Raw genomic sequence first — 21,679 nt, 5'->3', positions numbered from 1 at the left:
TGTCGCCCCCTCGTGCGGCGAGGCGTCCGTCACCAGGGTGTCGAACGGGAAGCCGCCGGATCGACAGCGCCACCGGAAATCTTTTCCGGTGGAGCGGCGGTCCGGCTGCCCCGGCCCACTTGCCCATGCCTTGACGATCCGTTCCGTGCGTGTTCAGGCGGGCGTCCCTGTGCGGGGCGTGTGACGCGCCTAAGTTCCTTCACTGGTGCGAAAGAAGGGGCTCATGGAAACACTCCTCGCCATTCGGGCACGCGGGATCGGCAAGTGTTTCGGTGACGTCGTCGCCCTCGACGGCGTCGACCTGGAGGTGGCACGGGGGCGGATCCACGGTCTCGTCGGACCCAACGGCGCGGGCAAGACCACCCTGCTGGGCCTGCTGCTCGGCCTGTCCGTCGCCGACAGCGGCAGCCTGGAGATCCTGGGCGTGCCCGTCGGCCGGGCGCTCGCCGCACCCGACGGGGTCGCCGGCTTCGTGGACGGGCCGGGGCTGTACCCCTCGCTGACCGCCCGCCAGAACCTCTCCGCGCTCGCGGCGTTGCACGGCGACGGCCCCCGCACGGCCGGCGTGGACGACGTGCTCGACCAGGTCGGGCTCACCGACGTCGCCGACGACCGCACCCGCGGCTTCTCCCTCGGCATGCGCCAACGGCTGGGCCTGGCCGCCGCCCTGCTCGCCCGGCCCCGGCTGCTGGTGCTCGACGAGCCGTCCAACGGGCTGGACCCGGCCGGCCAGCAGCACGTCCACGGCGTCCTCACCCGGCTCGCCGCCGACGGGACCGCCGTGGTCCTCTCCAGCCACCGCATGGACGACCTGGAGGCCCTGTGCTCCGAGGTCACCGTCCTCGCCGGGGGGCGGACCGTGTTCTGCGGACCGGTCGGCGAGCTGGCCGCCGCGCACGGCCCACTCGACTACCGGCTCGTCACCTCCGACCCGCCGGCCGCCCGCCGCCTCGCCGCCGGAATCCCCGGGGTGCGGGTGCTCGACGACGCGGGTGCGTCGTACGACACCGGCGCACGGCGCGAGACGGGTGCGCCCGACGACACCGGTGAGCCGTACGCCACCGGTGCACCCCGTGACACCGGCCGGCTCGTGGTGCGCGCGCCCGTGCCCGCCCTCGACGCCCTCGTCGCCGCCCTCGTCCGCTCCGGCGTCGCCGTCCGTGAACTCACCCCGGTCGTCTCGCCGCTGGAGGCGGCCTTCCTCGCCCTGACCGAGCAGCAGCGGCAGGAGGCCGGCCGATGACCGCGACCGCCGTCGACCGCCCGGACGGCCTCGCCGGGAGCACCGGCGGCGCCCCGGCCGCCACCCGCCGTGTGTCCGTGGCGCGCGCCTACCGCTTCGAGCTGGTCAAACTGGTCTCCCAGTGGCGGATCCGGCTGCTCGTCCTGGCCTGCTGGGTCGCGCCCGCGCTGTTCGTCGCCGGGGTGAGCGCGCAGAGCACGCTGCCCACCGACACCCTCTTCGGCCGCTGGATGCACGCCACGGGCTGGGCCGGGCCGCTGGTCATGCTCGGCTTCGCCGGCACCTGGGCACTGCCGCTGCTGACCTCGGTGGTCACCGGCGACGTGTTCGCCTGCGAGGACCGGCTCGGCACCTGGCGCCACCTGCTGGTCGCCGTGCGCTCCCCCCGGCGGATCTTCGTCGCCAAGGCGCTGGCCGGGCTCACCGTGGTGCTGCTGCTCGTGGCCGGGCTGGCCTGCTCCAGCACGGCCGGCGGGCTCCTCGCCGTCGGGAACCAGCCGCTGGTCGGCCTCGACGGCCACCTGCTGGCACCGGGCGACGCCGCCGTCCGCGTCCTGCTCGCCTGGACCTGTGTCCTCGCCCCGACCCTGGCGCTGGCCGCGGTCGGACTGCTCGGCTCGGTCGCGCTCGGGCGGTCCCCGATGGGTCTGCTGCTCCCCGCGCTGGTGGCACTCGCGATGCAGGTCGCCCAGATGCTGCCGCTGCCCGTCGCCGTACGGCTCGCCCTGCCCGGGTACGCCTTCCTGTCCTGGAACGGCCTGTTCACCGACCCCGCCCAGCTCCGCCCGCTCCTCGTCGGCGTCGCGGTCGGCCTGGTGTGGGCCGTGCTCGCCACCGCGCTCGCCCTGCGGCTCTTCCTGCGGCGGGACTTCACCAACCCGGCCTACGACGGCTCCGGCCGCCGCGCGGTCACCATCGGCCTGCTGCCCCTCGCCGGGCTGGTCGCCGTCACGGTCGCGGTGATCGCCGGCACGACCCCCTCCCTGGGGTCCGGGATCGGCCAGGAGAAGGTGCAGCGGTCGGTCGCCACCGCGTTCGCGCACCTGTACCGGATCCAGACCGCGCAACTGCACCGGCCCGCCGTCACCGAGGAGCAGCTGGCCGTCACGGCGGCCTGCACCAAGGGCGACGGGCGGCAGGCGCAGGAGGGGCCGGGCAACGACTGGCGGTGCGTCGTCTCCTGGCACCTGCCGGGCGTGGAGCTCACCGGACAGGCCGTCTACCAGCTCGACGTCGCCTCCGACGGGCGGTACGTCGCCGACGGCGACGGGCCCAAGGAGGTCAACGGCTACTTCCTGGTGCGCACTCCGCTCGGGGACGCCCCGAACCCCCTCTGGCAGTTCGACGGCACCGTCGCACTGCTCCCCACCCCTCCTCCGAAGGGATAGCCCCATGCAGGTAACCCGTCAGCGCCGCACCCGGCAGAGGGAGCGGACCAACCTGTTCGGCAGACCCGTCGGACGCCGGGGCGTGCTCGTGGCGGCGGGCATCGCGGTCGCCCTCGGCGTCACCGGCACCGCGGTCGCCTCGACGTACGGCTTCGGCACCCGGCAGGTCGGGCAGCAGACCGCGCGCGGCCAGGTCGTCTCCGACGACCAGTACCTCAAGCCCTACGGCACCCGCACGGTCGTCGACGACGGCAAGATCATGTCCTCCGCGGTGAGCCCCGACGGCACCCGCATCGCCGCCGCCCTCGCCGACGGCGACGCCGCCCTGGTCGTCCTGGACGCGGCCACCGGGCAGGTGAAGCAGAAGGTCGGCACCAAGGCGGCGGACGACCTGCGCATCAAGAGCGCCGCCGTCGGCCAGGAGGGCCCGACCTACTCGCCCGACGGCACCCGGCTGTGGCTCGGCCAGACCGACGGCTACACCCGGTTCACCGTGGCCGCTGACGGCACCCTGTCCGACCCGGTGAGCGTCCCGGTCCCGGCCGACGGCTCCCGCCACGCGCTGGTCGCGGGGGCGGTCTTCTCACCCGACGGCTCCACCGTCTACGCGGCGGTCAACGGCCAGAACCGGGTCGTCGCCCTCGACGCGGAGACCGGAGCCGTCCGGCACAGCTGGGCCGTCGGCAACGCCCCGCGCGGCATCGTCCTGGCCGGCGGCAGGCTGTACGTCAGCAACGAGGGCGGGCGCCCGGCGCGGGCCGGCGACACCACCCTCACCTCCTACGGCACCCAGGTGCCCGCCGATCCGGACACCGGCGCCACCACCACCGGCACCGTCAGCGTCATCGACCCGGCGGACCCGGCCGCCCCCGTCGGCACCCTCGACGTCGGCCTGCACCCCACCGCGGTGTACGCGGCGAAGGGCGCGGTGTTCGTCACCGACACGGCCGACAACAACGTCTCGGTCATCGACACCCGCCGCAACAAGGTCGTGCAGACCATCGCCACCCAGCCCTGGCCCGAGGCGTCCGTCGGCTACGAGCCGAACGCGGTCGCGCTCACCGCCGACGGCCGCCTGCTGGTGACCCTCGGCCGCGCGAACGCCGTCGCCGTCTACCGCTACACGTCCGCGCAGGAGCCCGCCCGCTACGTGGGCCTGCTGCCCACCGACTACTTCCCCGCGCAGATCGCCACCGTGGGCGGGCAGGTCGTCGTCTCGAACACCCGCGGCATCGACGCCCGCCGCCCCACCACCGCCGCCGGCCACGGCACCCACGACACGACGTCCAGCCTGACGCGGTTCACCCTGCCGGACGACCGGGCCGTACGGGCGCAGACCGCCAAGGTGTTCCAGCAGAACGGCTGGACGCCCGGCTCGGTGCGCACGGCCAAGGGCGCGGGCCACGCCAAGCCGGTGCCCGTCCCGGCGCGGCTCGGCGACCCCTCGACGATCAAGCACGTCTTCCTGCTCGTCAAGGAGAACCGCACCTACGACCAGGTCCTCGGCGACGACCCCCGGGGCGACGGCGACCCCGCGCTGACCACCTTCGGCGCGAACGTCACCCCCAACCAGCACGCCCTGGCCCGGCAGTTCGGGCTCTACGACAACTTCTACGACGTCGGCACCAACTCCGCCGAGGGCCACAACTGGCTGATGCAGTCGGACAACCCGGAGTACACCGAGTCCTCCGCCGGCGAGTACCAGCGCAGCTACGACACCGAGAACGACGCCCTCGGCCACCAGAAGACCGGGTTCCTGTGGACCGGCGCCCGGACAGTGGGCAGGTCGGTCAAGGACTTCGGCGAGTTCCAGTCGCTGGAGACCAAGCCGGCCGGCGCCACCTGGCAGAACCTGTACTGCGACGCCAGGACCATGCGGGCCACCGGCGCGGCCACCCAGTACCCCATCCGCACCGGCTCCGCGATCCCCTCGCTCAACGAGGTCTCCGTCCAGGGCTTCCCGATGTTCGACCTGGACGTCCCGGACGTCTACAAGGAGCAGGTCTGGGAGCAGGACTTCGCGAAGAACGGCCCGGCGAACCTCAACATGTTCTGGTTCTCCAACGACCACACCGGCGGCCCCGCGAACGCCGCCGCCGAGGTCGCCGACAACGACCTCGCGGTGGGCCGCATGGTCGACACCATCTCGCACAGCCCCTACTGGAAGGACTCGGCGATCTTCGTCGTCGAGGACGACTCCCAGAACGGCCTCGACCACGTCGACGGCCACCGCGCCCCCGTCCAGGTCATCAGCCCCTGGGCCGCGCACGGCGGCGTCGACCACCGCTACTACTCGCAGATCACGATGATCCGCACCGTCGAGCAGATCCTCGGCATCCACCCGATGAACCAGAAGGACAGCGCGGCCACCCCGATGTACGGCGCGTTCCGCCGCACCCCGGACGCCACGCCGTTCACCACCGTGCCCAACCGCACGTCCCTGACCCTCGGCGTGAGCCCCCAGCCCGCCTGCGGCCCGGACACCCCCGCGCCCCAGGACACCGCGGCCGCCGCCGCGCCGACGTCCGCCGCGGTCCCGCCGGCCCGCCGCGCGCTCGCCGCTCAGTGGCGGACCTGGGCCTCCCACCAGCGCCTGACCGGCCCGCACGCGGTGCCCGACTACGCCAACGCCGAGCAGATGAACCGCTACACCTGGTACCAGACCCACGACTGGAGCGAGCCCTACCCGGGCGACCACCGGGTCTACGCCCCCGCCGACGTCCCGGGCGCCTCCCTGCCGTCCCCGGAGAACGACGGCTGACCCGGACCGTCCCGGGACCGCCCGGCGGCCGGAGCGGGTCGCCGGGCAGGCGCAGGTCGCACTGCACCACCTTGTCCGTGCTCACTCGCGCCGCGTGCACCGCAGGAAGATCTGGATCTCGGGCGGCACCTCCGCGCTGGACGGCGCGTAGGTGTACGACGTCTCGTCGACGATGTCGAAACCGGCGCCGTCGACCACCTGGAGCAGGTCGTCGCGGAGGTAGCCGGACACGCGGATGGTGCTGCCGAGGAACGGGATCGCGAACCCGTCCACGTCGGCCTCCACCATCGACAGGGCGAGCCGTCCGCCCGGCACGAGCAGGTGGTGGATCGTGCGCAGTGCGAGGGGGATCTCCGCGCGGGGCAGCATGAGCAGGCAGAAGAAGGCCGTCACCGCGTCGAAGCGGCCGAGGTCGAGCGGGCCGCCGGGGCGCAGGTCGGCGAGGTCCGCCTGGTGGATGGACGCCTCGGGCACGTGCTCGCGGGCGAGCGCCACCATCCGGGCCGACAGGTCGACGCCGACCACGTCCAGGCCCCCTTCGGCGAGCCGGCGCGCGGTCGGCAGGCCGGTGCCGCAGCCGAGGTCCAGGACCCGGGCCCCGGCCGGGAGGGCGCCGACGAGCCAGTCGGTGGCCTCGACCTGCCCGTCCTTGTGGGGGAAGGCCTCGTCGTACCGGCCGCCGATGGCGTCGAACGCCTCGGCCTGCCCCGTGCGGTCGGGCCGCAGGGCCCCGTAGCCGGCGGAACCGGGGCGGTCGGGGCGGTCGTGCTCGAGCTCGTTGGTCACGGAGATCCCTCTTCGTCGAGTGCCGGACCGATCCTTCCACGGCTCCACCGCTCCCGAAGGGCACACGGGTCACTTGCTCCGGAGCGGGCGTCAGTCCGTGTGGCGGGCGATCGCCGTGCGCAGGGCGGCTCGGACGTCCACCGGCGGGGGCGTGCCGGTCGCGCTGGTGGCGACCGCCTCCGCGACCGTGCGCAGCTTGGTGTTGGACAGCTGGGAGGTCTCGCGCAGAATGCTCCACGCCTGGTCCGGGGTGCAGGAGTGGAGGGCCATCAGCACCCCGCGGGCCTGGTCGATCACCGGCCGGGAGGCCATCGCCCGGCGCAGCTGCTCGACCTCCTCGTACAGCCCCCGCAGCCGCTCGGCCCGCTCCAGCGCCACGGGCGAGGCGACCGGACCGGACTGCGGGCGCGGCACCCGCGGCCGGGACACCGGGCGCAGCGGGTCGGCGGGGTCCAGGCCGGCGAGCTCCAGGACGCGGCGCGGCTGGCCCCGCCAGTCCCGGGTCGTCACCGGCACCGCCGTACGGTGCCGGTACGCCTCCAGGACCTCCAGGAACTGCAGGCCCGCCGTGTCCATGAACGCCACCCCGGACAGGTCCAGCTCCACCCGGCGGGTGTCCGGCGGCAGGGCGTCCAGCTCCCGGGCCAGCACCGGCGCGCAGCCCCGGACGAGCTCCCCGCGCGCGGTGAGCAGCGCGTGGCCGGCGTCCACCCGGCCGTCGACGACCAGGGGCACCCCGTCCGTCTCCTGCCGCGCCCCGGCCACCGTCGTCATCCCACCGCCTCGTCCGTGTCCGGTCCTCCTGGGTTCCCGGCCCGGCCGTCCGGCGGGCCCGGTGGGCGTCCCGCGGCGGCCCGCCCGTGAGCGGACCACCCGTCTGGCCGTACCATCGGTGCGACCGCCCGTCCGCTCGTCGTGCGCCTGCCCGCCGCGCGGCCGGTCACACCCCTGGCGGGGCATGAGCCGCAGCGCCTCGGGTAGCCGGGCGGTGGACTTCGGTGCTCCCGGACGGAAGCGGGGTACCCGGGAGAACGCGGGCCGCCACGCCGCAAAGCGGGTGCGCCGGAAAGGGAGGTGTCGAGGACGTGAGTGCGGCCACCGACCCCTTCGTGCATCCGGCGCTGTTCTACCGCGACGAGCAGGAGTACCTGGCCGGGACGCTGCCCTTCCTGGAGGCGGGACTCGCCGCCGGGGAGCCCGTCGCCGTCGCCGTCCCCGGCGCGAACCTGCGGCTGATCCGCGAGGGCCTCGGCCCCGCCGCGGAGGCCGTGCTGCTGCTCGACATGCAGGAGGCGGGCCGCAACCCCGGCCGGATCATCCCCGGGGTGCTGCGGGCCTTCGCCGACGCCCAGCCCTCCGGCCGGCGCGTGCACATCATCGGCGAGCCGATCTGGGCCGGCCGCAGCGCCACCGAGTACCCGGCGTGCGCCCAGCACGAGGCGCTCATCAACGTCGCGTTCACCGGCCGCGAGGTCAGCATCCTGTGCCCCTACGACGAGAGCCGGCTCGACGACCGCACGCTCACCGACGCCCACGCCACCCACCCCGTGGTCATCCCGGCCGGCTCCACCGAGGAGCGCCCCAGCGGGGCCTACGACCCCGACGCCGTCATCGCCTCCTACAACCTGCCGCTGCCCGTCGCGCCGCAGGTGCCCGCCCGGCACTTCGACGCGGCGTGCCTGCCGACCGCCCGGGAGCACGCGGTGGCGGAGGCCGAGCGGCTGGGCCTGACCGGCACCCGGCTCGGCGACTTCGCGCTGACCGCCTCCGAGCTGAGCACCAACAGCGTGCTGCACGGCGGGGGCAGCGGGGAGCTGCGGGTGTGGACCGAGGACGAGCGCGTGGTGTGCGAGGTGCGCGACCGCGGCCACATCGCCGACCCGCTCGCCGGCCGCCGCCCCCCGCAGCGCGACCAGCTGGGCGGCCGGGGCCTGCTGCTGGTCAACCTGGTCGCCGACCTGGTCCGCCTGCACACGGACGACCGGGGGACGACCGTACGGGCCTACTTCGCCCGCTGACCGTCCCCGCCGGTGCGCGCCCCGGGCCGCTCAGGAGCCCGTCGGGTTCAGCGCGAGCGGCTGGATCCTCCCCTCCAGCATGGCGCCCAGGCCCTGCGCGGCGCACACGTCGGGCCGCTCGGCGATGTGCACCGGCATCCCCGTGGCCCGGCGCAGCATCTGGTCGAAGCCGGGCAGCAGCGCCGAGCCGCCGACCATGGTGATCCCGCGGTCGGCGAGGTCGGCCACCAGGTCCGGCGGGCAGGCCCGCAGCACCTTGCCGATGCCGTCCAGCACGGCGGTCAGCGGGGTCTGGATGGCGTCCCGCACGGCGGCGGTGTCGATCCGCACCGAGCGGGCCAGGCCGGTGGCGACGTCCCGCCCGTGGATCTCGGTGGACGCCGGTCCGTGCGGGGTCAGGCCGTTGCCCGACAGGGCGATCTGCAGCGGTCGCACGGACTGGCTGGGCAGCATCAGCTCGTGCTCGTGGCGCAGGTGCTGCACGATCGCGTGGTCCACGGCCTCGCCGCCCACCGGGACGCGCTCGGCGGTGACGATCGACCCCAGGGACAGCACGGCGACCTGGGTCGCGGCCGCCCCGCACACCATGATCATCGTGGCCTCGGCCCGCTCCACGGGCAGCCCGCAGCCCACGGCGGCGGCGATGAGGGTGTCGACCAGCTCCACGCGCCGGGCGCCGAGGCCGACCAGGGTCTCGATGGCCGCCCGCTGGGCCAGCGGGTCGGCGTCGTGCGGGGTGCAGGCGGCGGCCCGCAGCCGGGGCTTGCGGCGCAGCTGACGGCGCATCCGGTCGCCCAGCAGGTGGCGCAGCATCCGCTGGGCCATCTCGATGTCGACGACCGTGCCGCCGGACACGGGCCGCACCACCCGGATGTAGTGGGGCGTGCGGCCGGTCATCCTCTCGGCGAGTTCCCCGACCGCGATCAGCGCGCCGGTGCGGGTGTTGACGGCCGCGGCGGAGGGCTGGTCGACGACGAGCCCGGCGCCCTTGACGTACACCCGCGTCCGCGCCGCGCCCAGGTCGACGGCGAAGTGACAGCGGCGCAGCTGCTCCAGACTGGCGGTCATTGGCGGGGTCCTCCCGAGGCGCGGTGGCGTGGGCCGCCGGGCGGGCGGCCTCCTTCGCATCGTCGGGGGACCGGGCCCGGGCCGCCCCTTCAGATGGGCTGGGCGGGGCACCGCTGAACGGGCGGTTGTGCCGCCCGCCCCTTCCGACGGCCCGTCAGAGGGCCTGGGCCGCCTCCAGCAACGGCGTCAGGGACGGCACCGTGTGCGCGCAGCCGGCCGCGCGCAGCGACTGCTCGACCGTCTGGTTGCGGGCCAGTCCCACGAAGCGGATCCCGAGCCGCTGGGCGGCGCCCAGTTCGGCCGGCGTCGAGCCCACCAGCAGGGCCGGCGCGTCCTGGCCGGTGAGGGCGCGCGCCAGGGCGTCGGGGTGCGGCATCAGCCGGGTCAGGTCCTCGCCCCGGCCGTGCCACCCGGTGAGCGGCAGCCGGTGGCGTTCCTGGTGGGCGGCGACGGCGGCCGCGCAGACGTCCGTGACGACGCCCACCCGCAGGCCGGCCGCGTACAGGGTGCGGACCAGCACGACGGAGCGGTGCGTGGTGGGCGCGTCGGTGACCGCGCGCAGCTCCAGCTCGTCCAGCCGGCGGCGCAGCAGCGGGCCCACCGGGTCCCGGGCGAACACCCGCAGCACGTCCAGCGGGTGCACCAGCGACTCCCGCGCCGCGGTGACCGCCAGGGGACGGCCCGTCAGCGCGTCTTCCGGATCGCGGTGTTCCACGGCCAGCGCGAGCAGCTCCAGCGCCGCCTCCCGGGCCCGGGGCGCGGTGAACAGCCGCACCAGCGGCCCGTCGAAGCCGAACAGCACCGTCCGGACCCCGGCGAAGAGGTCACCGGGCGTGCGCGGCGCGGGGGCCGGCCCCGGCACCTCGGGCGGCGGGGCGTACTCCGGGGCCAGGGTCACCGCGCAGTTCACCGCCAGCCCCGGCACGGGCCAGTCGCCCAGCTCGGCGACGAGCGCGCGCTGGGCACCGACCGCCCGGCGCGGCGCATGCCGGCGGGTGATCCCCGGTGCCCGCTCCGCGAGGTGCGCGAACAGCCGCTCCGCCACGTCCGCCGTGTCGCCGCGGACGAACGCCACCGGGTCGGCGACCCGCCAGGACAGCTCCACGGCGGCCGTGAAGCCGCCCTTGCCGGAACTGGGCAGGGTCAGCCGGCGCGCGGCCCGCTGCGGGGTCAGGTCGACCTCGTAGTACGTCACCGGCAGCGGCGGGCCACCGCCGTAGGGGGCGGCCGGGTCCAGCAGGGCCGGCGGGCCGTCGGGACGGGTGTGGACGACGGCGGCGCGTCCCGGCGCGGGGACGCCCAGCCGGCCGAGGTCCGGGGTGACGTGCGGCCCGCTCACCAGGTCGCGCCGCTCGGCGCCCGGCCAGTACCAGGCGGCCGGTGAGGGCCCCTCGTACAGCGGGTGGAAGCGGTGCGGGCCCGCGGCGGCGGAGCTGGCGGTGAACTCGTCGTAGAGGGCGGGCGGTACGACGACCACGACGGGCCCGGCGCCGTCCACGGCGGGCCGGGGCCGCCCGAACGCCACCCGCAGGGGCGGTGCCTGGCGCAGCGTGGCCCAGTGGTCCGGGAGCCAGCGCAGCACCGCCATCAGCACGGGCAGCAGCGCGGTCCCGGGATCCGCGCGGACGGTGTAGCCGTCGGCCCGGACGTCCACCGCGTACTGCCCGGGGCCGAGACCGCCCCGGGCGAGGACCTGGTGGACGGCGTACTCCAGGGTGATGCGGGTCTCGGGCCGGCCGGTGAGGCCGGCGCCGGCCGTGAAGTGCAGGGTGCGGGCGCCGTGCAGGACGTCCAGCTGCCGGAGCACCCCCCGCAGCCGGGCCCGCGCGGCCGCGGCCGCGGGGCCGGGGACGCCGCGCAGGGGCTCCTCCGCGAAGAAGCCGGCCACCTCCTCCTCGGACAGCGGGTGCGCCGGCCGCGCGCTGTGGCCGTGCGCGGCCTGGTCGAGTTCCGCCTCGGCCGCGAACACGTCGACCGACGCGCCCGCCAGGTGCAGGGCGTACCCGTCGCGGGTGGCGGCCACCGTGCCCGGCCCGAGGACCCGGGCCAGCTCCCGGGCCGACGCGTCGACGCGCCGCTCGGGGCTGTCGGGGCTGTCGGAGCCGTCCGGGGCCGGCCCGTCCCAGAGGCCTTCCGCCAGCTGAGCGACCGTCAGGCGGTCGCCATGGGCGAGGACCAGCATGCACAGCAGGGCCTGCGCCTCGGGGCCGGGCAGCTCCAGGGGACGGTCGCCGCGGTCGAGCCGGGGCCGGCCGAACAGTCGCACGCGCAGGCCGGCGGAGTCCCGTACGGCGGCCAGCCGGTCCCGGGCGGCGGGCGGCACGCGGCCGCCGCCGATCTCGTCCAGCAGCGGACGCAGGCCGGGCGGCACGTCCGGCACCAGGGCCGCCAGCTCCCCGAGCCACCGCTCGAACGCCTCCCGGTCACCGTGGGCGTCCCGGCTCTCGGACTGCTCGCCCAGCGCGTACCGGCTCAGCAGCAGCGTGCCGTCGGGCCGCAGCAGCAGCCCGTCCCAGCCGGGCTGCCCGCGCACCAGGCCGTGCGCGTGCAGCGCCGCGAGCCCGGCCGTGCCGTCGCACACCAGCCGGGCGAACACCGGCAGGGACACCCCGGGGCCGCTGCCCGCGACCAGCTCCGCGACGGTCACGCCGTGCTCGAACCGGGCCACCAGGTAGGGGGTGGCCGGGCCCGGCGACCCGGGGTGCGGGTCGTGCAGGCCGTGGTCCAGGACCCGGATCAGGTGCGGGCTGTCGATGCCGGCGAGGATCCGCGCCTCGCGCAGGAACCGCTCCGCCCCGGTGGGCTGCGGCGGGTAGAGGTGGACGACCACCCGCTCGCCCGTCCGCGTGTCCACGGCCTCCCGCACGCGCCGCCCGTGCCCGCGGGGACCCTGGAGGCGGTAGCGGCCGGCGATGAGGGTGGTGGGGGCGTCGGGGGAGTCGGAGGCGTCGGCGGCTCCGGGACTGTTGGAGGTGTGGCCGGTCGGCTGGGGAGCGATGGTCGCGGGGTCGTCGAGGGGGGCGGTGCCCGTCTCGGCTCCGGTGCCGGTCTCGTGGCCCGTCCCGGTCTCGTGGCGGTCCGTCCCGGCTTCTGCTTCGGTGCCGGTTTCGCTCCCCGCCCCGTCCGTCCCGCCCAGGCGCCGTACCGTCTCCTCGGTCACGGTCGCGAACGGCTCGCCCGGCGGGGCGTCGGGGGTGTCGGCGGGGGCCGGGGTGTCCGTGGTGGACGTGCGGGTGCGGAACTCGCCCGCCGCGAGGCCCGCGCGCTCGTCGATGAGGCCGCCCACCTGTGCGAGGAAGGCGCGGGTGCGGGCGCGGACCGTGCGGGGCAGCGTGCGCAGCAGCACGTCGCGCACACCGGGGCGGAAGGCGTAGTGGCCGGGGCTGCCGGGCGTGGCCGTGAGCATGCCGCTGAGGACGACCTCGGCCAGGTGCTGCGGACGCGGGTCGCGCTCCACGGTCCGCTGCACGAGCCGCATCACCGGCACCGACGGCACGGCTAGCGCCAGGTGGCCCGCCAGCCGGAACGCCTCCGGCGAGGCCGTCGCGCGGAAGCGCAGCACCAGGTCCTGCGGGGAGGACGGGCCGACTCCGCCGGCCGGTGCGGCGGGCTCCGGCGGGGCGGGGGCGAGCCGGGCGGCCGCGCCCGGCAGCCGGGTACCGCCCGGACCGGCCAGCAGCGACGCCCAGTTGGCCAGCCAGGGCGCGCCCGGCTCCAGCACCTGCAGCGGCAGGGACCCGGGCGGGCGGGCCGCGGAGCCGGGGTCGTCCTCGGCGCCTGGGTCGGGGTCGGGATCGGGGTCGTACGGGGTGAACGTCAGGGTGGCCGTCGGGGCCGCCGCGGCCCGCGCCGACAGCAGGCCCGGTTCGGCGGGCAGCGCGGTGGTGTGCCACAGGTGTTCCGGCAGCGGCTGGACGACGGCCAGCGGCACGTGGGCCGCCCAGTGCCGCAGGGTCGCGTACCAGCGGGTGCCCGCCGCGCCGGGCCGCCACTGCGGGCCCATGCAGTCGCTGAGCACCAGCGTGACGGTACGGCCGTCCGCCGGGACCGGGACGTGCCGGGCGCGCCCGTCGGGGCCGACCGGGTGCAGGGTGACCGTGCGGAAGACGCCCGACTGGGCGAGCACGGTGTGCAGTTCGCGCACCAGCGGCCGCCAGAGCGGCATGGTCGGGCCGGTGTCGTGCACCAGGTTCAGCCGCAGCCAGCGGTCGTGCGCCGGGCGCAGCACCGGCAGCCACACGTCCGGGTGGGCGCCGAGCCGGGCGATGCGGTCCGCGGTGGCCCGCTCGTCCAGCACCCGGGTCCGGGGCTCGGGCACCCGCCGCTTCAGCGGGCGCAGCGCGCGCTGGAGGGCCAGCGGGCGGTGCAGCATCGGCGGGGCGGGAGCGAGCAGGGACGGCCCGCCGGCCGGGGGACGGGTGCCGGGGTCCGGCCCGGGGGCCACGGGGGCGTCCGGCTGGGCGTCCGGGGCCGGGAGGTGCAGGGGGACCCGGGGGTCGGGCGGGGCCTGCCGCACGGCCGGGGAAGGGAGGCCGGGGGTCTGCCCGTCGGGGGCGTGCGGGACCGGCCCGGCCGCCTGCCGCGGTGGGTCGGGGGGCGTCGGGCCCGCCTCCTGCGCGGTCTCCGACTGACCGGCCAGCCACAGCACTTCCGCGATCTCGCGCGGGGTCGGTGCCGTGCCCGCGGCGGCGGTCAGCAGCGCCGCCAGCCGGGACACGGCGGCCGGGCCGTCGGACGCCTCAGAGGCCATCGCCGTCCGCCGGGGCGCTCAGGTAGGGCATGAGCTGTTCCGCCAGCGCGTCGCGCGAGTCGGCGTCCAGGCCCGCGACGCCGGTCAGGTAGACGGCGTTCAGCAGCTGGTCGGTGGCCAGTTCGCCGTCCTTGGCGCGCTCCACGAACCGGTCGATCAGCCGGCCCGCCCCGCCGGTGGCCGTGCCGAGGTGGGCGCGCACGATCTCGGCGAGCCGCTCGCCGTCCGGGCGGCGCAGCGCGAGCCGCACGCAGCGGCGCAGGAAGGCGGGCGGGAACTCGCGCTCGCCGTTGCTGGTCAGCACGACGAACGGGAACGCCCGGCAGCGCACCCGGCCGCGGCGGACCGGGACCGGGGCGCCGGTGCCGTCGGCGAGGACCTCGACGGCCTCCTCACCGGCCCCTCCGCCGCTCTCCGCGTCGGCCCCTCCGCGGGTCTCCGCGCCGGTCTCTCCACGGGTCTCTGCGCGGGTCTCGCCGGTCGTCCGGCGCGTGGCCCGCATCAGTTCCGGGATCTCGTACTGCCCCTCCTCCAGCACGTTCAGCAGGTCGTTGGGCAGGTCGAGGTCGCTCTTGTCGATCTCGTCGACGAGCAGCACCCGGGGGCGCGCGTACGGCAGCAGCGCGGTGCCCAGCGGGCCGAGGCGCAGGTGGTCCTCCACCCCGGTCGCGCCTGTCGCGTCGCCGGCCAAGGACGCCTGGCGGGCCGCGTACAGGCGGGACAGCGGGTCGTACTGGTAGAGGCCGTCGGCGAGGGTGCTGCGGCTGGTGATGTTCCAGCGCAGCACCGGGCCGAGCCGCAGCTCGCGGGCGACGGCGTAGGCCAGCGAGGACTTGCCGGTGCCGGGCGGGCCGGTGACCAGCAGCGGGCGGCGCAGCACCAGGGCGGCGTTGACCAGCTGGACGGCCTCCGGGGTGGCGACGTAGGTGCGGGCGCGGTGCACGCGGTCGGGGGACACGGCCGCCTCGTCGTCGGCGTCCCGGGGCGGGGGCAGGACGGGCGTGCCGTCGAAGGCCCGCCAGGGCGGCGGGGCGGGCAGACGGTCGATGCCGTCGTGCGGCTCGCTGTTGCCGGTGTAGACGGACCAGTGCGGCATGGGCGGTTCTCGGTCTCCGACGATCGGGTGCGGGTGGGCGCGTGCGGGCACGCGTGCGGGTGCGGGGGTCAAGTCGGCTGGGGCGTACGGCCGTTCAGGTTACGGGTGAGCGGGCGTGGGCCGGTTCGGTGGCGTGCGGGTCGGGGAAGACGCGGGGGTCGTCCCACAGCAACTGGAGGTCGCGCGCCCAGTGGTCGTCCTCGGCGTCGGCCTCCAGACGCAGTTCCCAGACGCGGCGCGGGAGTTCGGCGGGCGGCCGGTCGGCCAGGCAGGCGTCCAGCTCGTCCAGGAACGTCTTGCCGGTGCAGCCGTCGCCGCCCGTGCAGGGCTGCGGGCCCGGATCGCCGCCCGGACAGCCCCGGCGCGACCAGGCCACCAGCGGCGCGGGCGCGGTGAGCGAGGTGGTGAAGTGGGCGCGGGCGGCCGAGGGTGCCGCCGCGAAGCCCACCAGGCAGCTGTCGGCCCGGAGCAGCTTCAGCCGCAGCCGGGCGGCCGCCTCCTGCTCGGTGCACTCCACCCGGTGCATCCGGGCGCCGGACAGGGTGTCGAGCCGGTTCCAGGCGCGGGTGAGGACGTGCCGGGTGCCGGCCTTGCGGCGCGCCTGGTCGGTGACGACCAGCGGGTGCCGGCAGCCGAGCGGGGTCTCGTCCTCGGGGCCGAGGTGCCAGCGGTCCACGGGCAGGTCCAGCCAGTCGCGCGGCAGCGCGAACGCGATCAGCTCGTCGCAGCCCGGGGTCAGGTACTGGAACGCGGCGTCGATGCGGTCCTGCACGTAGCCGGGCAGCCGGGAGCGCGGCACCGTCCCCGAGTCCACCGGGTGCCGGCGCCCGCCGCTGTACGCCGACACCTCCACGCGCACCAGGTCGTCGCCCGCGCCGCTGTGCCGGAGGTCGACCAGGATGGGCGACCACTCGGGCGTCCCGGGCCGCTCCACGGGCGCGGTGGACTGCTCCCGCACCAGGTCGGCCAGCAGGTCCGCGAACCGGGCGACGGTCGCCGCCGCGTCCGGCCCGTCGAGTTCGCACAGCACGAACAGCGCCGCCGACCACAGCGAGTCGAAGCCCTCCTCGGGCGGTTCGGGCGCCAGTTCCCCGGCGGCGGCCCGGTACAGCCGTACGGGGTCGCAGTCCAGGCCGGTGCGCTCCGCCCGCTCGACCAGCCCGCGCAACCGCGCCCGGTCGACGCCGTGGTGGTCGGAGGTGGGGACCAGCCCCTCCAGCGCGGGCCAGTGCCGGGCCATCACCTCGGTCGGCATCATCCGCCCGGTGCGCACGCCCTGGGCGCCCGCGTCCGCGGTGACCATGCCGACCACCTCGCCGGTGTCGACGAGGGTGACGGCGGCGCCGCTGAACCCGGGGGCGAGCGGCTGCCCGCCGAGCTGCCAGGCCTCCAGCTGGAGCCACTCGCCACTGATCAACTGGGGTGCGGTGACGCGGTACTCGGCGAGCGTGCCCTCGTCGAAGCCGTCCGGGAAGCCGTACACGACGAGCTTGCGCGGCGGCGTGCCGTACGCCGTGTCGGCGGGGGCCAGGGCGGCCGGGGCGCTCGGCGCGTCCTCGGCCAGCTCCAGGACCGCGAGGTCGCCGAGGTCGGTGGCGGCGAGCACGTCCCAGCCGCCGTCGGCGACGCGCCGGGCCGGCACGGCGGGACGGCCGGGGAACGCGGCGAAGGACACGGCGAGTTCGTCGGCGGGGAGGTCGTGCACGACGTGCGCGCAGGTCAGCACGGTGCGCGGGGCGACGAGGAAACCCGCCCCGGCCACACCGCCGCCGACGCGTTCGATACGGGCCTGCCACGCGGCACTCTTCAGCGGCCGCACGTCAGACGCGGTCCCCGTGCCCGTTCCCGTCCCCGGGCGCACCCGCGGGCGCGGGGACGACCGCCGCGCCTGACGGTGCCGGTCCCGGGGCCGACCCCGGTCCCGGCGCGGCGGGGGTCCAGCTCAGCTTCACCACCAGGTGGCCCTCCGCCGTGCCCTTGGCGATGATCGCGCCCGTCTCCGCCGACAGCTTCACCCCGAACTCGATCTCCACGCCGTCCGGCCGCAGCGAGCCGTCGCGGAAGACCCGCAGGGCCGACTCGGCGGCGGCGCGGACCCCTTCCAGCGCGCCCTCGAAGGTGCGGGACGCCTGGACGACGCCGTTGTCCCGGGCGACCAGCCGGGACCCGGGCCGGGGCGGCTCGGCCGCCTCCACGGCGACCGCGACGCCGTCCGCGGTCGTGAACTCCACCAGTGCTGCCATCGTGCCCCCGTCGGTACTGCGGCTCTGTGCGCCCTCATTGTTACGGACGGTGCTCGTGGTTGTCCTCCCGTCCCGTCCGCCACCGCCCGCGCAGTGGCGGGAACCCGCCACGTCGCCTTCTCGCCGCGTCCCGCCGACTGCCGTGCCGCACAGGTCCCGTGACACTCGTCGGGCACGCACGACTCACGGCGGCGGAAGAGGCGTGGATGACCGGACGACCCGTCAGGCGCGCGGCGGTCACCTTCCTGTCGGCCGGACTCGTGGCCGGGGTGCTCCCGGCGGCCGGCCCCGCCAGGGCCGCGGACGCGCCCTCCCCGCAGGCCATCCGTCCCGCCCGGACCGCGGACGCGCCTTCCCCGCGGGCGGTCGATCCTGCCCGGGCCGCGGACGCGCCTTCCCCGCAGGCGGTCGACCCCGCCCGGACCGCGGACGCGCCCTCCCCGCCGGCCGCCGGTGCCGCCCGCACCGTCACCCTGGTCACCGGGGACCGGGTCACCGTCACCGGCCTCGCGGGCGGACACCGGACGGTCACCGTGCAGCGCCCCCGGGGTGCCGCCGGCGCCGTGCGCACCCAGTCGGACGACGGCGAGATCACCGTCGTACCGGACGAGGCCCGGCCGTACCTGCGGGCCGGGACGCTCGACCGGCGGCTGTTCGACGTCAGCGCGCTGCTGCGCCAGGGACTCGGCGACTCCGCCACCGGCGAGTTGCCGCTGATCCTCACCCACGCCCCGGGCGCGCGGGCCGTCACCCCGCGGTCGGCCGAGCGCACCCGGACCCTGCCCAGCATCCGCGGGATCGCCGTCGATGCGGCCAAGGGGCGGGACTTCTGGGACGAGTTCACCCGGCACGGCAGCGGCATCGACGCGGTCTGGCTGGACGGGCGGGTCACCGCCGACATGGCCGAAAGCAACGCCCGGATCGGGACGCCCGCGGCCTGGGCGGCGGGGCTGACCGGCAAGGGCGTCACCGTCGCCGTCCTCGACACCGGCGTGGACCCGGGCCACCCCGACCTGGCGGACCGGGTGGGGGTCAGCCGGAGCTTCGTCGAGGGCGAGGAGGTCGCCGACCGCAACGGCCACGGCACGCACGTCACCTCGACGGTCGGCGGCAGCGGGGCCGCCTCCGACGGCCGGGAGAAGGGCGTCGCGCCCGGCGCGGCCCTCGCGGTCGGCAAGGTGCTCGGCGACCAGGGCTCCGGCAGCGAGTCGCAGATCATCGCGGGCATGGAGTGGGCGGCCCGCGAGGTGCGCGCCGACGTGGTCTCCCTGAGCCTCGGCACCACCGAACCCAGCGACGGCACCGACCCGATGGCCCGCGCGGTGGACACGCTGTCCGCCGAGACCGGCGCGCTGTTCGTCGTCGCCGCGGGCAACACCGGCACACCGTCCTCCATCGGCTCTCCCGGCGCCGCCGACGCGGCCCTGACGGTCGGCGCCGTCGACTCCGCCGACCGGCCCGCCCCCTTCACCAGCGCGGGCCCCCGCCACGGCGACAACGCCCTCAAGCCGGACCTGTCCGCCCCGGGCGTCGACATCCTCGCCGCCCGCTCCCGGCTCACCGACGGCAGCGGCCCCTACACCACCCTGAGCGGTACGTCGATGGCGGCCCCGCACGTCGCGGGCGTGGCAGCCCTCCTCGCCGAGCAGCACCCCGACTGGAGCGGCGCCCGCCTGAAGGACGCCCTGATGTCGACGTCCGCGCCGCTGGACGCCCCGGCCTACACGGTGGGCGCCGGCCGGGTGAGCGTGCCGGACGCGATCGGCGCCCGCGTCACCGCCACCGGCAGCGCCGACCTCGGCTTCCACCGCTGGCCCCCCGCCACCGACCGGCCGGTCACCCGGACCCTCACCTACGCCAACTCCTCCGGCACCGACACCGTGGTGCGGCTCTCGGTCACCGGCGCCCCCGAGGGCGTCGTCACGCTCGCCGACGCCACGCTCACCGTGCCCGCCCACGGCACCGCGTCCACCACCGTCACCGGCGACGCCACCCGCGCCCCGGCCGGCCTCACCAGCGGGCGCGTCGAGGCCGTGGACGCGGCGGGCACCCCCCTCGCCCACACCGCCTTCGGCCTGGTCAAGGAGGACGAGCGGTACACGCTCACCGTGCACGTCAAGGACCGCGACGGCGCCCCCACGGCCGCCGACCTCGCCGTCCAGCTCCTAGGTCGTGTCCGCGAAGTCGCGCCTGCCCCGCGACGCCCGGCACGCTCCCCCACGCTCGACTTCGCTCGCGCGGGAGGTGCCCCCACCGCCGCACCGGGCGAACACCCGAGTACGGCCAGTACGCGGGCGTCCGCCCGGCACGACGAGAGCACGCACCGGACGCCGCAGGGCCCGCCCTTCGGGCGGACGACGCGACTTCGCCGACACGACCTCGCCCCGGGCGCGGACGCCACCCCCGAGCACGTCGGCGACACCGGCACCCTCACGCTGCGGCTGCCGCCGGGCACGTACGGCCTGACCTCGTTCCTCGACGTGCGCGGCAGCCACGGCGCCGACTCCCTCGGCCTCGGCTTCCTCGCCGCGCCCGAGGTCGTCCTCGACCAGGACCGCGAAGTGACCCTGGACGGACGCCGGTTGCGCGAGGTCCGGGCCGACGTCGGCCGGCGCACCGAGACCCGCCAGCTGCTCATGGAGTACGACCGCAGCGCGAACGGCACCGACCTGTTCGGCGCCGTCCAGGTGCCGGTGACGTACGACAGCGTCTTCGCCGCGCCCACCGGCCAGGTCGCCCGGGGCCGTTTCGAGTACCGCACGGTCTGGCGGCTGGGCGCGCCCGCGCTGCGGGTCACCGGCGTCCGGGAGGCGGTCGTCCAGCCCGGCGGGGCGCGGCCGGCCGGGCACCGCACCCTCCCGCTGACCGACGCGGGGGAGTGGCCCGGCCCGGGCCCGGGGGCGCTCGCCGGTACCCGGGGCAAGGCGGTGCTCGTGCGCCTCGCCGACGGCGCCGACCCCGTCGCCCTCGCGCAGGCGGCCCAGGAGGCGGGCGTGGCCGCGCTGTTCGTCACCGACGACGTGCCGGGCCGGCTGTCCGCCTGGTGGGGCACGGACGACGGGGGCGACCGGCCGTTCCCGGTCGCCACGCTCGACACGGCCGACGCGGCCCGGCTGCGCGCCCGGCACACGGCCGACCTGACCGGCACCCCCGACACGCCCTGGGTGTACGACCTGGCGCAGGGCCACCCCGGCGCCGTCCCGGACCGCGACCTCACCTACGCGCCCACCGCCCGCGAACTCGCCACCGTGGACGTCCGGTTCCACGCCCCCGGCCCGAGGAGCGGCGGCGAGTTCCGCTACTCCCTGACCGACGCCTTCCCGCTCGGCGTCGGCTTCCTGGAGCGGGTCGGCCTCCCGGCCGTGCGCACCGACCACGTCTCCACCGGACCCGGCCAGCTCTGGCAGGAGTCGGTCACCGCGGCGGACGGCGCGCTGGAGGAGCGGTCCGGACCGGTCGCCTACCGGGGCGGCAGTCACCCGGCGCTCAACTGGTTCCGCCCGGTGTGGCACCCGTGGCTGGGCACCGGGCTGGGCTGGGGCCAGCAGCGCTCGGGGAACTCCCTCCAGTTCAATGTGCCCGGCTGGGGCGACTCCGGCCCCGACCACACCGGGTCCGGCGACGTGTGGAGCGAGGAGAGCGGCATGGAGCAGACCACCTCGGCCTACCTGGACGGCGCCCTGGTCGACCGGCGCCGGGGCAGCGCCGCCCACGTCCAGGACGCGCCCGCCGACGCCCGCACCTACACCGTCGTCACGGACACCGCGCTCGACGCCGGCCGCTGGTCCCGGGCGAGCGAGGGCCACGCCGAGTGGACCGTGCGGTCCGCCGCCACGCCCGGGGACCACTGGACATACCTGCCGCTGATCAACCTCTCCTTCGCCGTGGACACCGACCTGGCGGGGGACGTCCGGGGCGGCACCCGCGTCCCGGTCGGCCTCGGCGCGCGGTACGTCGTGGGCGCGGCCGGCACCGGCACCCTCGGCGGCGGCACCCTCGCGGTGTCCTACGACGACGGGGCGACCTGGCGGCCGGTCCCGCTGACCGGTGGCGCGGCCACCTGGCACGGGACACTCGCCGTACCGCGCGACGCGGCGTCCGTGTCCCTGCGGGCGTCGGCCCGCGACGACCGGGGCGGGTCGGTGACCCAGACGCTGGTGCGGGCGGTCGGCGTGCGGTGAGCCGGTGAGCCGGCGGGACCGCCGGTCACGGCCGTCACGGCTCCGGGCCACGGCGACCCCGGGACGCGGCGACACCCGGGACGCCGCGACACCGGGGCCTCCCGGACTCCGGGGCTCCCGGCCTCCCGGACTCCGGGACTTCCGG

12 protein-coding genes are annotated in these 21,679 nt (G+C 76.7%); 5 read left to right on the top strand and 7 right to left on the bottom strand.

Annotation, left to right across the window (positions count from 1 at the left end; genetic code table 11):
* Positions 1 to 223 precede the first annotated feature (223 nt).
* Genes E4U91_RS11215 through E4U91_RS11205 form a run of 3 tightly spaced genes read left to right on the top strand, consistent with a single transcriptional unit; the run spans position 224 to position 5,392 of the window.
* Positions 224 to 1,243: an ABC transporter ATP-binding protein gene (locus tag E4U91_RS11215; RefSeq protein WP_137306720.1), complete on the top strand. Its 1,020-nt coding sequence runs from the start codon at positions 224 to 226 to the stop codon at positions 1,241 to 1,243.
* Positions 1,240 to 2,631 carry an ABC transporter permease gene (locus tag E4U91_RS11210; protein ID WP_241678556.1) on the top strand — a complete coding sequence of 464 codons (1,392 nt, stop codon included), beginning with the start codon at positions 1,240 to 1,242 and terminating at the stop codon, positions 2,629 to 2,631. The genes E4U91_RS11215 and E4U91_RS11210 overlap by 4 nt, the downstream gene beginning before the upstream one ends.
* 4 nt (positions 2,632 to 2,635) lie before the next feature.
* Positions 2,636 to 5,392 (top strand): alkaline phosphatase family protein, encoded by a 2,757-nt coding sequence (locus tag E4U91_RS11205; protein ID WP_137306719.1) that lies wholly within the window; start codon positions 2,636 to 2,638, stop codon positions 5,390 to 5,392.
* A gap of 81 nt (positions 5,393 to 5,473) precedes the next feature.
* Here E4U91_RS11205 and E4U91_RS11200 read toward each other — a convergent pair whose 3' ends face one another.
* Together E4U91_RS11200 and E4U91_RS11195 are read right to left on the bottom strand one after the other, a co-directional pair.
* Positions 5,474 to 6,178 carry a class I SAM-dependent methyltransferase gene (locus tag E4U91_RS11200; protein ID WP_137306718.1) on the bottom strand — a complete coding sequence of 235 codons (705 nt, stop codon included), beginning with the start codon at positions 6,176 to 6,178 and terminating at the stop codon, positions 5,474 to 5,476.
* Between the two features lie 90 nt (positions 6,179 to 6,268).
* A complete protein-coding gene (locus tag E4U91_RS11195; RefSeq protein WP_137306717.1) occupies positions 6,269 to 6,952 on the bottom strand; it encodes an ANTAR domain-containing response regulator in 684 nt (227 codons plus the stop codon).
* Positions 6,953 to 7,263: 311 nt separating this feature from the next.
* Here E4U91_RS11195 and E4U91_RS11190 point away from each other — a divergent pair, with 311 nt between their 5' ends.
* The gene (locus E4U91_RS11190; protein WP_137306716.1) at positions 7,264 to 8,196 is read left to right on the top strand and encodes an anti-sigma factor RsbA family regulatory protein; all 933 of its coding nucleotides are present in this window, start codon (positions 7,264 to 7,266) and stop codon (positions 8,194 to 8,196) included.
* A 30-nt stretch (positions 8,197 to 8,226) separates the two neighbouring features.
* Here E4U91_RS11190 and E4U91_RS11185 read toward each other — a convergent pair whose 3' ends face one another.
* The 5 genes from E4U91_RS11185 to E4U91_RS11165 all read right to left on the bottom strand — a co-directional run bounded on the left by E4U91_RS11185 (position 8,227) and on the right by E4U91_RS11165 (position 17,353).
* A complete protein-coding gene (locus E4U91_RS11185) occupies positions 8,227 to 9,264 on the bottom strand; it encodes a rod shape-determining protein (RefSeq protein WP_137306715.1) in 1,038 nt (345 codons plus the stop codon).
* 154 nt (positions 9,265 to 9,418) lie between these two features.
* Positions 9,419 to 14,014: an SAV_2336 N-terminal domain-related protein gene (locus E4U91_RS38430; RefSeq protein WP_174867786.1), complete on the bottom strand. Its 4,596-nt coding sequence runs from the start codon at positions 14,012 to 14,014 to the stop codon at positions 9,419 to 9,421.
* On the bottom strand, positions 14,004 to 15,110 hold the full coding sequence (locus E4U91_RS11175; RefSeq protein WP_137306714.1) for an AAA family ATPase: 1,107 nt from the start codon (positions 15,108 to 15,110) through the stop codon (positions 14,004 to 14,006). Before E4U91_RS11175 ends, E4U91_RS38430 begins: the two co-directional genes overlap by 11 nt.
* A gap of 94 nt (positions 15,111 to 15,204) precedes the next feature.
* The gene (locus tag E4U91_RS11170; protein WP_137310770.1) at positions 15,205 to 16,920 is read right to left on the bottom strand and encodes a VMAP-C domain-containing protein; all 1,716 of its coding nucleotides are present in this window, start codon (positions 16,918 to 16,920) and stop codon (positions 15,205 to 15,207) included.
* Positions 16,921 to 16,930: 10 nt separating this feature from the next.
* A complete protein-coding gene (locus tag E4U91_RS11165) occupies positions 16,931 to 17,353 on the bottom strand; it encodes a CU044_2847 family protein (protein WP_137306713.1) in 423 nt (140 codons plus the stop codon).
* 206 nt (positions 17,354 to 17,559) lie between these two features.
* Between E4U91_RS11165 and E4U91_RS11160 the strand changes: the two genes are divergently transcribed.
* Entirely contained in the window at positions 17,560 to 21,534 is a 3,975-nt protein-coding gene (locus E4U91_RS11160; protein ID WP_137306712.1) for a S8 family serine peptidase, read from the top strand.
* Positions 21,535 to 21,679 lie beyond the last annotated feature (145 nt).

It is taken from the genome of Streptomyces lasalocidi, assembly GCF_005280215.1.
In the GTDB taxonomy this organism is placed as follows: Bacteria; Actinomycetota; Actinomycetes; order Streptomycetales; family Streptomycetaceae; genus Streptomyces; species Streptomyces longwoodensis.
Note: the sequence above shows the minus strand (reverse complement) of the source record. Positions and strands in the feature narration are given on the sequence as shown.

Bases quoted from the DNA above. Each gene is read 5' to 3' on its own strand.
- E4U91_RS11215 (WP_137306720.1), top strand. From the start codon at position 224: ATGGAAACACTCCTCGCCATTCGGGCACGCGGGATCGGCAAGTGTTTC.
- E4U91_RS11210 (WP_241678556.1), top strand. From the start codon at position 1,240: ATGACCGCGACCGCCGTCGACCGCCCGGACGGCCTCGCCGGGAGCACC.
- E4U91_RS11205 (WP_137306719.1), top strand. From the start codon at position 2,636: ATGCAGGTAACCCGTCAGCGCCGCACCCGGCAGAGGGAGCGGACCAAC.
- E4U91_RS11195 (WP_137306717.1), bottom strand. From the start codon at position 6,952: ATGACGACGGTGGCCGGGGCGCGGCAGGAGACGGACGGGGTGCCCCTG.
- E4U91_RS11185 (WP_137306715.1), bottom strand. From the start codon at position 9,264: ATGACCGCCAGTCTGGAGCAGCTGCGCCGCTGTCACTTCGCCGTCGAC.
- E4U91_RS38430 (WP_174867786.1), bottom strand. From the start codon at position 14,014: ATGGCCTCTGAGGCGTCCGACGGCCCGGCCGCCGTGTCCCGGCTGGCG.
- E4U91_RS11175 (WP_137306714.1), bottom strand. From the start codon at position 15,110: ATGCCGCACTGGTCCGTCTACACCGGCAACAGCGAGCCGCACGACGGC.
- E4U91_RS11165 (WP_137306713.1), bottom strand. From the start codon at position 17,353: ATGGCAGCACTGGTGGAGTTCACGACCGCGGACGGCGTCGCGGTCGCC.
- E4U91_RS11160 (WP_137306712.1), top strand. From the start codon at position 17,560: ATGACCGGACGACCCGTCAGGCGCGCGGCGGTCACCTTCCTGTCGGCC.